The organism is Bradyrhizobium sp. 482_C4_N1_8 (assembly GCF_052075965.1).
GTDB lineage: Bacteria > Pseudomonadota > Alphaproteobacteria > Rhizobiales > Xanthobacteraceae > Bradyrhizobium > Bradyrhizobium barranii.
Map to the genome: position 1 here is coordinate 6,737,227 of NZ_CP197231.1, position 13,185 is coordinate 6,750,411.

A 13,185-nucleotide genomic window follows, 5' to 3' on the forward strand; every position below is an offset into this window, starting at 1 on the left:
GGTGGGATCAAGCACTAACAACGGGCACGGGTTGCCTACGCCGCGGGCTGAATTGCGAGTTACACTTGCCGAAGTGATCTACCTATGATCGAATGAACCATTGCCTGCACAAGCCGCGCCCGACGCGCCGCTTTGCGCATGATGGACTCTCCCGTTCGTAATGGTTGCCGCGCAACGTCTCGACGCGTGGCGCGGCCCGAAAGAGGAGATGTTTCCGATGAGCTTTCTGGTCAGATTCCCACGGGCTTCCTATCGCGCCGACGCGCTCGATGGTTTCACGGTCACTCCAGGTTTCACACCGGAAAACGCGCAAGCCATGATGTGGTTGTCGCAGCTCGCCTACGAGACCGACGACCGCGACAAGGTAGACAATATCCTGACGGCACTGGGGCTAGAGATGCGCGGCTTCGGTGCCGACACTCCCGCTACAGGTTTGGTACCGCCAAAAGCCCGCTTCATTGTCGCCGTCGGACGCGGCGCGACTTTCGTCACACTCTCCGGCACCGATCCGCTCAGTATCAAGGATTGGATCACCGACTTCACCCTCGCACCAAGTCAAAATGTTCTTCACAAAGGATTTGCCGAAGCCGTCGATGCAGTCCGATCAGACATCGAAGTCGCGATCAGGAGTGGCGGCGCCGGACAGCCGCTCTTCTTTACTGGACACAGCATGGGCGGCGCCTTGGCAAATATCTCAGCACTGCGGGCGTTGGATCATGGCCTGCGGGCAACCGCCATTTACACGTTTGGCGGGCCGCGAACCGGCGGTCAGGATTTCTTTGAAGCCTACGAGCCTCTCAGCGAAAGCACGTTCCGGCTCGTCAACGGTAACGACATCGTCCCGGCCGTTCCACCCAGCCTGCGAGGCAACTTCCGCCACGTCGGCCGAATGCTGCGTTGCGCGTCTGGCTCGACCTTCGCAGGTCAGGTGCCGGCGTCGAAAGAGGGAAACGACCCCAGCTTCAACCTAGTCGGGCTTGGTACCCTTCTTACCGGAGGCAATTTCCACCTGAAGATCCCAAGCATCGAGGAACTCCGCAACATCGACCCGCGGACGCTCGACCAATCCGACGTACTGCCCGGCTTCGTGCGCGACCATGTTCCGGCAAGCTACTTCCGGGCGTTGTCGGTCACCATTCCGTAACTGCCGCGTAGCCTCACATCGTCGCCCCGAGCACCCAGGGCGCGAATTCGGCACCGCCGAAATCGAAGCTTTCGCTCTTGGTCGGCTGTCCGGACGCCGTCTTCAGGATGAGCTCGAAGATGCGCTGGCCGCATTGCTCGACGCTCTCCTCGCCTTCGAGGATGGTGCCGCAATTGACGTCCATGTCCTCCTCCATGCGCTTGTACATGGGCGTGTTGGTGGCAAGCTTGATCGAGGGCGCCGGCTTGCAGCCGAACACGCTGCCGCGGCCGGTGGTGAAGCAGACCAGATTGGCACCGCCGGCGACCTGGCCGGTCGCCGCGACCGGATCGTAGCCGGGCGTGTCCATGAAGATGAAACCCTTCTTGGTGATGGGCTCGGCATAGCGCAGCACGTCGACGAGATTGGTGGTGCCGGCCTTGGCCATCGCGCCGAGCGATTTCTCCAAAATGGTGGTGAGGCCGCCGGCCTTGTTGCCGGGGCTCGGATTGGCGTTCATCTCGGCGCCCTCGCGCTCGGTATACGCGTCCCACCAGCGCATGAGATCGACCAGCTTCTCGCCGACCTCGCGGCTGACGGCGCGGCGCGTGAGCAGGTGCTCGGCGCCGTAGGTCTCCGGCGTCTCCGACAGGATCACGGTGCCGCCGTGACGGACGATGAGATCGCTGGCAGCCCCAAGCGCCGGATTGGCGGATACGCCGGAATAGCCGTCCGAGCCGCCGCATTGCAGGGCCACGGTGAGTTCGCTGACGGGCACGGATTCGCGCTTGACCTTGTTGGAGTCCGCGAGAGCTTCACGCACGAAGGCAATACCCGCTTCGACAGTCTTGCGGGTGCCGCCGACCTCCTGGATGTCCATCGCGCGCAGGCGGCCGGCGAGCTTCTGCTCCTCCATCAGGCCGCCGATCTGGTTCACCTCGCAGCCCAGCCCAAGCACGATGACGTGGGAGAAATTGACGTGACGCGCATAGCCGCCGAGCGTGCGGCGGAGCAGCGCCAAGGGCTCGTTCTGCGTCATGCCGCAGCCGGTCTTGTGGGTCAGCGCGACCACGCCGTCGACATTGGGGAAGTCGGCGAGCGGATTGTCGCCGGTGAACGGATTCTTCTTGAAGACGTCGGCGACGAGGCTTGCGACATGCGCGCTGCAATTCACCGAGGTGAGGATGCCGATATAGTTGCGCGTGGCGACGCGGCCATCCGGGCGGCGGATGCCCTCGAAGGTCGCCGGCAGATCGAAGTTCGGCGTCGGCTTGACGTCGGCGCAATAGGCATAGTCCTTGGAAAAATCGCCCATGCCGCAGTTCTGCGTATGCACGTGCTGGCCCGGCGCGATCGGCACCGTCGCAAAGCCGATGATCTGTCCGTAGCGCCTGACCGGCTCGCCCACTGCGATCGGCTTGATCGCGACCTTGTGGCCGGAGGGAATGCGCTCGACCGTGGTCACGCCGTCGGCAACCAATGTTCCCGGCGGCAGGCTCGCGCGCGCGATCAGCACGCCATCATCGGGATGGAGGCGAATGACGGGGCTGATGGTCATGGCAGGTCTCCTGTATCAAAACTATCGTGCCCCGGACGCAGCGCAGCGTGAAACGGTGCGCTGCTGAGCCGGGGCCCCATGTGTCGTTTCTTTCGCAAGCAACCGGGTCCCGGCTCTGCGAAGCGGCGCTAGGCGCCGCATCGCGTCCGGGACACGAGATCAGGCCTTCCCGGCCGAATCCTTGCGGGTCGCGTTGACCTGCATCTTGGCGTAGGTCGTCATCAGGCCGACTTCGTTGGACAACGTCACCAGCTTGAAGCCCATGTTGATCGCACGCGCCGCGCCTTCCGCGCCGCTGCAATGGATACCCGGGTTGAGGCCGCGCTTGGCGCATTCCTTGATGATCTTGTCGTAGATCGCGAGGATCTCGGGCTCGCTGCGGTCGAGCTTCGGCTCGAGGCCGTAGGAGAAGCCGAGGTCGGACGGGCCGATATAGACGCCGTCGATGCCCTCGACGTCGAGGATCGCTTCCATGTTCTCGACCGCGGTCCTGGTCTCCATCATCGGCAGCAGGATGGTGTCGGCATTCGCGGTCTTCTGGTAGGAGCCCGCGGTGCCGTACATGCCGGCGCGGATCGGGCCGTTGGAGCGGACGCCCTGCGGCGGATACTTGGAATACGAGACGAGGTTCTTGGCCTCCTGCGCCGTGTTCACCATCGGGCAGATCACGCCGTAGGCGCCGCCATCGAGCACCTTGCCGATGATGCCGGGCTCGTTCCAGGGCACGCGGACCATCGGGGTCACGGGATGCTTGTCCATCGCCTGGAAGCACTGCACCATCGAGAGATAGTCCTGCACGCCGTGCTGCATGTCGACGGTGACGCTGTCGAAGCCGCATTGCGCGATCATCTCGGCCGAGAAGCCGGAGGGAATCGCGAGCCACGCGTTGACCACGGCCTTGCCCGACTTCCAGATTTCCTTGACCTTGTTCGCCACGTTGCCTTCCTTCTTTTGTTGCTTGGACCGTTGTTTGGACCTTCGTCACCATGACGAGCGCCGCGACAGCACGGCTCTGCTGTTACCGCGAACCGGGGCTCCGCGCTACGCTCGCAATGACGCAAGACCTATGCGGTCGCCCGCTGGATGCTGACTTCGCTGACGCCGACCTCGCGGGCGGTGCTCACTATTGCCGCCCAGGTGTCATCCGGCAAGGGGATGCCGTTCTTGGTGCGCTCAGCCCGGGTTTTCCGCTCGGGATCGCCGGGAATCAGCACCTGATCGACCCCCGCCATCGGCTTGGTGGCACGGATGAAGTCCGTATAGCGCGATACCTCTGCGTCGAACACATGGGAGGTATCGACGACCTTCGGATCGATATAGAACGCCAGCATGCCGTTGGCAAAGCGCCGCTCGCCCGAGGTGGCTCCAGTTCCGGTCAGCGCGCCGCCGAGCAGCTCGCACATGAAGGCGAGGCCCGATCCCTTGTGGTCGCCGAAGGCGCGGATCGCGCCGGTGCCCTTGGTGTGATCGCGCGGCCCTTCCGGCGTGAAGGGCCCGTAGAGCACGGTCGGGTCCTCGCTCAGGGTCCCGTCGGCATCGACCAGTGCGCCCTTCGGCAGCTTCTTGCCGCCGCGGCTTGCGACCAGCACCTTGCCTTCGGCGACGACCGAGGTGGCGAAATCCAGCACGATCGGATCCTGGCCCTCGCGGGGGATGCCGACGCAATAAGGCGCGGTCGAGAGCCGCTTCTCGACGCCGCCGAACGGCGCCACCAGCAGCGAGCCGGCGGCATTGACGAAATGCACGGAGACCAACCCATCGGCGGCGGCCATCTCGGCCCAGTCGCCGACGCGGCCGATATGGCCGGCATTGCGCAACGCAACAGCGGCAAGGCCCGCCTTCTTGCACTTCTCGATGCCGATCCTGACCGCTTGCGGCGTTACGGTCTGGCCGTAGCCGAACTTGCCGTCGACCACCGCGAGCGAGGGCGTGTCGACAACCACCTCTGCGGTCTGGTTCGGGACCACGAAGCCGGTCTTCAGCCAGCGGATGTAGACGGGCACGCGGATCACGCCGTGGCTGTCATGGCCAGTGAGATTGGCCGTGGTGAGATAGGTCGCGATCCGCTTCGCCTCCTCCGGCGAGGATTCTGCGTGACCAAACACCTCGCCGACGAAATCGATGAGGTTCTGGACCTGGATCGTGACCATCAAGAAACTCCCCGGTTAAGCATTCACCTTGGCATGGCCGCCGAGATAGGCGGCGCGGATCGCTTCGTTGCCCCAGAGCGCGTCGGGCTTGCCGCCGAGCACGATGCGGCCGGTTTCGAGCACGTAGCCGTAATCGGCCACCGACAGGCCCATGCGCGCATTCTGCTCGACGAGCAGCACTGTCGTGTTGCGCCGGATCTCCGAGATGATCTTGAACACCGCCTGCACGATGACGGGCGCAAGACCGAGCGAGGGCTCGTCGAGCAACAACAGCCGCGGCTTGGCCATCAAGCCGCGCGCGACCGCCACCATCTGCAACTGGCCGCCGGACAGCGTCCAGCCGAGCGCGTTGGTGAACTTCCGGATGTCAGGGAACAGGTCGAACATCGCGTCCGCCTCCCGCGAAATCTCCGAGGTCGGCGCCCGGCGATTGGACGCGCCGAGCATGATGTTCTCTTTCACGGTGAGACCCGGGAACACCCTGCGGCCTTCCGGCACGTGCGAGATACCCATGCGGACGATCGCTTCCGGACCAAGACCTGCGATCGACTTACCGTCGAAAAGGATGTCGCCGGAGGTCGGCTTGGCGAGGCCGGAGATGGCACGCAAGGTCGTGGACTTGCCGGCGCCGTTGGCCCCGAGCAGCGTCACCACCTGCCCCTGCTCCACCGCGCAGGTCACCCCGCGCAGCGCTTCGATCTCGCCGTAGCGCACCACCAGATTGCGGATTTCGAGCAACGGCATCATTCGCTCCCGAGATAGGCGGAGACGACGTCGGGATGACGCAGCACGGCCAGAGATTCGCCGTCCGCGATACGGCGTCCGAAGTTGAGCACGGTGATGTGCTGGGCCGCTTCCGAGACCAGCGTCATGTCGTGATCGATGATCAGGATGGTCAGGCCCTGCGCCGCGATGCGCTTGAGCAGCTCGTGCAGCTCCAGCTTCTCGGTCGAGTTGAGGCCGGCCGCGGGCTCGTCGAGCAGCAGCAGCGTCGGGTTCGACGCGAGCGCACGAGCGATCTCGATCAGCCGCTGATGGCCGTAGGAGAAGCTCGATATCAGCTCGTTGGCGCGGCTGCCGAGCCCGACGAAGGTCAGTGCCTCCATCGCACGCTCGGTCAGGGCGTCGTCGCCCTTCCCGACCATGGTGTTACCGGGCCGTTCCGCGCCGATCTCGACGTTCTCCAGCGCCGTCATCGAGCGGAACAGGCGGATGTTCTGGAAGGTGCGCCCGAGACCCGACGCCGTGCGCTGATGCGGCGGCATGTGGGTGATGTCGGTGCCGTCGAGCACGATCTTGCCTGCGGTGGCCACATAGAGCCCTGAGAGCACGTTGAGCGTCGTGGTCTTGCCCGAGCCGTTCGGCCCGATCAGCGCATGCACACCGCCGCGCTTCACAGCGATGTCGACACCGTCGACCGCCTTCAGGCCACCGAAATGCTTCGACAGGCCGGTGACTTCCAGCACCGTGTCGCCGCCGATCGTCGCCGGCTTCAATTGCAGGGCAGCCGCTGCCGGCGGCGCCTTGATCTTGGCGCGCCAGCGCGTGAAGGCGTCCGCAACAAAGCCCCATATGCCGTCAGGCATGAAGCGAATGATCAGGATCACGAACAGGCCGTAGATCGCGAGATAAAGGCCCGGCACGCTCTTGAGGAAGCGCAGCCATTCCGGGATCAGGATCAACAGACCCGTGCCGATGGCAGAACCGATCGGCGAGGCCACGCCGCCGAGCAGCGACATGGTCAGGAACACGATCGATTCCGCAAAGGAGAACTGATCGGGGCTGACATAGGCGAAGCCGCCGGCGAACAATCCGCCCGCGAGTCCGCCGAGCAGCGCACAGAGCGCGAAGGCGTAGATCTTGGTGCGGAACACGTCGATGCCGTTGACACCAGCCGCAAGCTCGTTGTCGCGGACAGCGCGCATGGCACGACCGAGCTTGGTGTCGGAGAGATGCCAGACCAGATAACCGACGATCGCCAGCATCGCGACGCAGAAGGCGAGATAGCTTTGCGACGACTGGAACAGCTCGGGACGCTTGATGTTGGGGACGCCGTCGGGACCGCGCGTGAGCCAGATCGCGTTGATCATCACCAGCGTGACGATCTGCTGGAACGAGATCGTCACCATCGCGAGATAATGACCGCCGAGCCGCAGCGTGGACATGCCGAGGAACGCGCCCGCGAGCAGCGAGATCACGCAGCCGCCGACGAGACACAGCCAGAAGCTGAGCTGCAGATCCGTCGTGCCCATGCCGACCGCATAGGCGCCGAGCCCGAAGAACGCGGCCTGCGCCAGATTGATCTGGCCGCACAGGCCGAGCACCACCGAGAGCCCGAACACCGCGATCGAGAACGTGGTGGCCTGAAGCAGGATGTTATGGACGTATCCGTCGAAGCGCATGTTGGCCGCGAGCGCGACCAGGATCGCCGCGCCGATGAAGTACGGCAGGTGCCGGATCACGAGCGGTTTCGAACGGATGGCGGGCGCCGGGATCGGCATGTTGTCGCTGGGGGCGCTCATGCCTTTTCCGCCACGCGTTCGCCGAAGATGCCTTGCGGCCGGAAGATCAGGAAGGCGACCAGCACCAGGAAGGCGAAGCCGTCCTTGTAGGGCACCGAGATATAGGCCGCACCAAAGGTCTCGATCACGCCGAGCGCGAGACCGCCGATGATGGCGCCGGCAACGTCGCCAAAGCCGCCGATGATGGTGGCCGCGAACGCCTTCAGCGCGATCGTCGAGCCCATCTGGATCGAGACGAACAGCACGGGCGCGACGAGGATGCCGGCAAGGCCGCCAAGCACCGCCGAATAGATGAAGGTGATCATGATCATGGTGGAGACGGAAATGCCGAGCAGCGAGGCCATTTCCTTGTCCTGCGAGGTCGCCTGCAGCTTCTTGCCGAGCAGCGTCTTCTCGAAGAACCAGAAATTGAAGATCACGAGACAGATGGTGACGCCGATGATCAGCAGATACTGGCTGTCGAGATAGACCGGGCCGACCTGAATGCCCGGCGTCTCAAACCAGCCTTCCAGCACCTGCGGCTGCGGGCCGTAGATCGCGAGCACCGAATTCGCCATCAGGATCGAGGCGCCGATGGTGGCGATGATCACAGGCAGATAGGTGCGGTGACGCAGCGGATAATAGACGCCGAGATTGAAGATGACACCGAGCAGCGCCATGCCGAGCAGCGCGACGATGAAGGCCGCCCAATAGGGCAGACCGGCTTCGACCGCGACGACCATCAGATAGGCCGCGACCATGGAGAATTCGCCCTGGGCGAAATTCACCACGTTGGTGGCACGGAAGATCAGCACGAAGCCGAGCGCGACGAGCGCGTAGACGGCGCCGATACCGATGCCGGTAAAAAGGAGTTGTAGGGCGAGATCCATGACAAGCTTCTGTTGGAGGTCGGATGCGTTCGCCGAAAGACGGTTCGACCTCCCCGATCGAAATCGGGGAGGCCGTTTCAACGTCAGTCGTTGAACTCGATGTGCTTGTCGAAGACGATGTTGCCCTTCTCGTTCTTCACGATGTTGTAGCCGTGGAGACCATCGCCGTTCTGGTCGAAATTGTATTCGCCCTCGGCACCCGGGAACTTCTTGATCGCGAGGATGGCTTCGCGGACCTTGGCCGGATCGGTCGTGCCGGCCTTGTTGATGGCCGCCGACAAGACGCTGATGGCGTCGAAGGTCCAGGAGCTCTGGTTGTCGGGCGCGACCTTGACCGCATCACGGTAGATCTTGCCGAACGCCTTCGAGCCTTCGCTGGAATTCTCGGCATAATCGGCAACGCCATATGTATTGTACAGCGCGGGACCCGCGAGCTTCAACGCGGTGATGTTGACGATCGAGGGCGAGCCGACCCAGGGAATGTTCACGCCGAGCTGACGGAGCTGCCGGGCGAAGATGCCGAGATCGTTCTCGAAGGTGAAGTAGGAACCGAGAATGTCGGCACCCGACTGCTTGATCGCGAGCACGACCGGGGTGAAGTCCTGGCTCTGGTTGGCGTAGCCTTGGTCGAGCACCGAGGGGGCACCGAGCTTTTCGAGCGCGGCGGTCAACGCCTTGCCGCCGGCGGTGCCAAAAGCGTCGGTCGAGTGCAGCACGGCCCACTTTTTCTTGCCGAGCGTATTGACGCCGTATTCGGCGATGACGCGACCGGAATAGCTGTCATTGGGGCGGCAGCGGAACAGCCACTGATTGCCCATGTGGGTGAGGTTAGGATCGGTGCCGCCGATCATCACGGGCTTGCCAAGCTTGATCACGTCGGGCGCCATCGCGTGCACCTGGGTCGAACGGATCGAGCCGAGGAACCCGACGATGTCGGACTGCGCGGCGAGCTTGGAGAAAGCGAGCACGATGCCGGGATTGGTGGTCTGGTCGTCCTCGACGATCAGCTCGCCCTGCTTTCCCAGGATACCGCCGGCTTTGTTCACAGCTTCGAGCGCGAGCTTGGCGCCCTTGATGGCGTAACCGCCGGATTCAGCGGCTGGACCGGTGACGGGCGCGCACATGCCGATCTTGATGGTGGCGCCTTGCGCATGCGCGCTCTTGATGAGGTATGGCGCGGCAATGCCGGCAGCAATTCCGGCCGCGAAGTCGCGTCTCGTCAGTCTCATTCATTCCTCCCTGGGGCCGGGCATCCTTGTCGGCCCTTCTTGGTCTTGGTTCTGTTTTGGCTCTATCGCTGAATACAGGACCGGATGCTACTTACGAATTCTGCCGATACGAGTAAATTGATATTGCGCCAACATCGACTAACTGCGCAGAGCGCGCACCCAATAGTGATCAACACCCGCGACGGCTGTCTATTCTCAGCGATTTCTCACGGCATTTTCACGCATTTCGCGGCGATCGCGCTGCCCACGCGTTATGCAATGATGACAGTCATGCGTAGTTGGAAAGTGATCATGCAAATTTGCCGTTACGTTTCATCCGTGACGTCACTCGCGTCCGTGGAAGCGAGACACGATTCCAACTGACCGAGCATCTCCTGCAACTCGGCGAGCTTGCGCGCGCCGAAGCGTTGCGTGATCTCGGCGTAGATCGCCTCCGAGGATGGGGCGACCGCGGCCATCAGCTTCACGCCCTCCTTCGAGATCGAGACCATGCTGCGGCGCTGGTCCACCTTCGCGGTCTTGCGCTCGATCAGATTGCGCGCCTCGAGATCGCGCAGGATGCGCGACAGGCTCGGGCCGAGGAGAAATGCCGTGCGCGCAAGCTCAGTCACCTCCGCGGCCTCGATGGCTGCCAATGCGCGGAGGATGCGCCATTGCTGCTCGGTCAGGCCGTGCTCGCGCAGCTTGGGACGAAATTGCCGCATCACCGCTTCACGTGCCCTGAGCAGCGACATCGGCAGCGAACGCGAGAAGTCACGCATCGGCACCTGCCGTGCGGCGGGCTCACTTCCGTTCGCGGGATCAGCCGGTCTCTTCGTCATGTCGTCCTTTCAAAGCCGCCCTTTCAAGCCGCAAAATGTTTGCAGTGCAGCAAACCCAAATTGTGTTTGACGCATCCACTTAACATGTTAAGTATCTCCGGGCACCACGATTTGTAAGATCACAGATGGCGCTTTCCAACGACGATATCCAAGCTTGTGCGAACCGTCTGCACCAGGCGGAGAAGACCCGCACCCAGATCCGGCAGCTCTCGCAGGATTTTCCGGGCATTACCATCGCTGACGCCTACGCGATTCAGAAGGCCTGGGTCGACCTCAAGCTCGCGGAAGGCCGCACCGTCAAAGGCCACAAGATCGGCTTGACCTCGAAGGCGATGCAGAGCGCGCTCAATATCGACGAGCCGGATTCCGGCGTGCTGCTCGACGACATGTTCTTTGCCGATGGCGGCCTCGTCCCGACCGAGCGCTTCATCGCCACGCGCGTCGAGGCCGAGCTCGCCTTCGTCATGAGCAAGCGCCTCGCGGGGCCGGACTGCACGATGTTCGACGTGCTCAACGCCACCGACTTCGTCGTGCCGGCGCTGGAGATCCTGGACACGCGCATCGAACGTGTCGATCCCGGCACCAAGGCGACACGAAAAATCTTCGACACCGTCGCCGACAACGCGGCGAATGCCGGCATCGTGCTCGGTGGACGTCCGATCCGCCCGCTGGACGCCGACCTGCGCTGGATCGGCGCGCTCTGCTTCAAGAACGGCCAGCTCGAGGAGACGGGCCTTGCCGCCGGCGTGCTCAATCATCCCGCAACCGCCGTGGCCTGGCTCGCCAACAAGATCGCGCCGCTCGGCCTTGCGCTCGAGCCCGGCCAGATCGTGCTTGCCGGCTCCTTCATCCGTCCGATCGAGACCCGCAAGGGCGACACAATTCAGGCCGATTATGGCGCCTACGGCTCGGTGAGCTGCTACTTCGCTTAGACGAACAAAAAAGACAGGGAGTGAAACCGCGATGCCGCATTTCACCATCGAATATTCGGCCAATCTCGACGGCCGCCTCGACATCGGCGCGGTCTGCGAGGTGGTGCGGAAGGCGGCGGTCGAGACCGGCATCTTCCCGCTCGGCGGCATCCGCGTCCGCGCCATTAGATGCGAGCACTATGCGATCGCCGACGCGCGACAGGACTACGGCTTTCTCGACATGGTGCTGCGCATCGGCGAAGGCCGCGACCTTCCTACGCGTCAGAAAGCCGGCGAGCACGTCTTCCAAGCGCTTTCAAAACATCTCGATCCCGTCTTCGCCGCCAGCAAGTTCGCCCTGTCGTTCGACATGCAGATCAACGACAAGGACACGAGCTGGAAGCGCAACAACATCCACGACGCCCTGAAAGTGGAAGCTGCCCATGGATAAGCCCACGCCGAAAGCCGATGTGTTCCAGGCCAATCGTGACCGCGCCGCACCGCTGCTGAAGAAGCTGCGGGCCGACGGCATCGGCCACATGATCGACGGCAAGATCGTCCCCTCGATCTCCGGTGAGGCATTCGAGACGAAGTCGCCGGTCGATGGCGCCACGCTTGCGAGCGTCGCACGCGGCAACGCCGAAGACATCGACGCCGCAGCCACGGCCGCTACGCTGGCCTTCAAGTCCTGGCGCGACATGGGGCCGGCGATGCGGAAGAAGCTGCTGCACCGCGTCGCCGACGCGATCGAGGACAATGCCGACGACATCGCCGTGCTCGAATGCATCGACACCGGCCAAGCCTATCGCTTCATGGCCAAGGCAGCGATCCGCGCCGCCGAGAATTTTCGCTTCTTCGCCGACAAGTGCGCCGAGGCGCGCGATGGCCAGAACACGCCGAGCGACGAGCACTGGAATATCTCGACCCGCGTGCCGATCGGCCCGGTCGGCGTGATCACGCCGTGGAACACGCCGTTCATGCTCTCGACCTGGAAGATCGCCCCGGCGCTGGCCGCGGGCTGCACCGTCGTGCACAAGCCGGCCGAGTGGTCACCGGTGACGGCCGCCATTCTGGCAAGGCTCGTCAAGGAAGCCGGCGTTCCCGACGGTGTGCTCAACACCGTGCACGGTTTTGGCGAGGAGGCAGGCAAGGCCCTGACCGAGCATCCGGCGATCAAGGCGATCGGCTTCGTCGGCGAGAGCGCGACGGGGTCGGCGATCATGGTTCAGGGCGCGCCGACCTTGAAGCGCGTGCATTTCGAGCTCGGCGGCAAGAACCCGGTGATCGTGTTCGACGACGCCGATCTCGACCGCGCGCTCGATGCCGTCGTGTTCATGATCTACTCCCTCAACGGCGAGCGCTGCACGTCGTCGAGCCGTCTGCTGATCCAGCAAGACATTGCCGAGACATTCATCGAGAAGCTGACCGCGCGCGTGAAGGCACTCAAGGTCGGCCATCCGCTCGATCCCGCCACCGAGATCGGGCCGCTGATCCACGAGCGGCACCTGGCCAAAGTGTGCTCCTATTTCGACGTCGCGCGGCAGGACGGCGCTGTGATCGCCGTCGGCGGCAAGACCTATGACGGCCCGGGCGGCGGACATTACGTCGAGCCGACACTGGTGACCGGCGCAACCGGCAAGATGCGCGTGGCGCAAGAGGAAGTGTTCGGCCCCTTCCTCACCGTGCTGCCCTTCAAGGACGAAGCCGACGCCATCGAGATCGCCAACGACATCCGCTATGGCCTGACCGGCTATGTCTGGACCAACGACGTCGGCCGCGCACTGCGCGTTGCCGACGCGCTGGAGGCCGGCATGATCTGGCTCAACTCGGAAAACGTTCGCCATCTGCCGACGCCGTTCGGCGGCATGAAGGCCTCAGGCATCGGCCGCGACGGCGGCGACTACTCGTTCGACTTCTACATGGAAACCAAGCACGTCTCGCTGGCGCGGGGCACGCACAAGATTCAGAAATTGGGAATCTGACGCTCGTCGAGCCGAGGGGA

At 63.7% G+C, this 13,185-nt stretch carries 12 protein-coding genes; 4 read left to right on the forward strand and 8 right to left on the reverse strand.

The window, feature by feature from the left end; genetic code table 11:
* The first annotated feature begins 217 nt into the window (after positions 1–217).
* Positions 218–1,144 carry a lipase family protein gene (locus AB7Z56_RS32000; protein WP_187387769.1) on the forward strand — a complete coding sequence of 309 codons (927 nt, stop codon included), beginning with the start codon at positions 218–220 and terminating at the stop codon, positions 1,142–1,144.
* Between the two features lie 13 nt (positions 1,145–1,157).
* On the opposite strand, the gene AB7Z56_RS32005 is transcribed toward AB7Z56_RS32000, so the two are convergent.
* From AB7Z56_RS32005 to hpaR, 8 genes are all read right to left on the reverse strand, one after another.
* Positions 1,158–2,681, reverse strand: coding sequence for a UxaA family hydrolase (locus AB7Z56_RS32005; protein WP_071915717.1), 1,524 nt, complete (start codon positions 2,679–2,681; stop codon positions 1,158–1,160).
* A gap of 159 nt (positions 2,682–2,840) precedes the next feature.
* Positions 2,841–3,617: an HpcH/HpaI aldolase family protein gene (locus AB7Z56_RS32010; protein ID WP_028146930.1), complete on the reverse strand. Its 777-nt coding sequence runs from the start codon at positions 3,615–3,617 to the stop codon at positions 2,841–2,843.
* 128 nt (positions 3,618–3,745) lie between these two features.
* On the reverse strand, positions 3,746–4,831 hold the full coding sequence (locus tag AB7Z56_RS32015) for a malate/lactate/ureidoglycolate dehydrogenase (RefSeq protein ID WP_063984660.1): 1,086 nt from the start codon (positions 4,829–4,831) through the stop codon (positions 3,746–3,748).
* A gap of 15 nt (positions 4,832–4,846) precedes the next feature.
* Positions 4,847–5,575, reverse strand: a complete 729-nt coding sequence (locus AB7Z56_RS32020) for an ABC transporter ATP-binding protein (protein WP_063986556.1) — start codon at positions 5,573–5,575, stop codon at positions 4,847–4,849.
* Complete coding sequence (locus AB7Z56_RS32025) at positions 5,575–7,353, reverse strand: branched-chain amino acid ABC transporter ATP-binding protein/permease (protein ID WP_063984661.1); 1,779 nt, start codon at positions 7,351–7,353, stop codon at positions 5,575–5,577. Before AB7Z56_RS32025 ends, AB7Z56_RS32020 begins: the two co-directional genes overlap by 1 nt.
* Entirely contained in the window at positions 7,350–8,222 is an 873-nt protein-coding gene (locus tag AB7Z56_RS32030) for a branched-chain amino acid ABC transporter permease (RefSeq protein WP_063984662.1), read from the reverse strand. The genes AB7Z56_RS32025 and AB7Z56_RS32030 overlap by 4 nt, the downstream gene beginning before the upstream one ends.
* 83 nt (positions 8,223–8,305) lie before the next feature.
* The gene (locus AB7Z56_RS32035) at positions 8,306–9,451 is read right to left on the reverse strand and encodes an ABC transporter substrate-binding protein (RefSeq protein WP_063984663.1); all 1,146 of its coding nucleotides are present in this window, start codon (positions 9,449–9,451) and stop codon (positions 8,306–8,308) included.
* Between the two features lie 305 nt (positions 9,452–9,756).
* Positions 9,757–10,272, reverse strand: coding sequence for a homoprotocatechuate degradation operon regulator HpaR (gene hpaR / locus AB7Z56_RS32040; protein WP_063984664.1), 516 nt, complete (start codon positions 10,270–10,272; stop codon positions 9,757–9,759).
* A gap of 125 nt (positions 10,273–10,397) precedes the next feature.
* Here hpaR and hpaH point away from each other — a divergent pair, with 125 nt between their 5' ends.
* Genes hpaH through hpaE form a run of 3 tightly spaced genes read left to right on the forward strand, consistent with a single transcriptional unit; the run spans position 10,398 to position 13,165 of the window.
* A complete protein-coding gene (gene hpaH / locus AB7Z56_RS32045; RefSeq protein WP_063984665.1) occupies positions 10,398–11,204 on the forward strand; it encodes a 2-oxo-hept-4-ene-1,7-dioate hydratase in 807 nt (268 codons plus the stop codon).
* Positions 11,205–11,235: 31 nt separating this feature from the next.
* Positions 11,236–11,634, forward strand: coding sequence for a 5-carboxymethyl-2-hydroxymuconate Delta-isomerase (locus AB7Z56_RS32050; RefSeq protein ID WP_038957103.1), 399 nt, complete (start codon positions 11,236–11,238; stop codon positions 11,632–11,634).
* Positions 11,627–13,165 (forward strand): 5-carboxymethyl-2-hydroxymuconate semialdehyde dehydrogenase, encoded by a 1,539-nt coding sequence (gene hpaE / locus AB7Z56_RS32055; RefSeq protein ID WP_063984666.1) that lies wholly within the window; start codon positions 11,627–11,629, stop codon positions 13,163–13,165. Before AB7Z56_RS32050 ends, hpaE begins: the two co-directional genes overlap by 8 nt.
* Positions 13,166–13,185 lie beyond the last annotated feature (20 nt).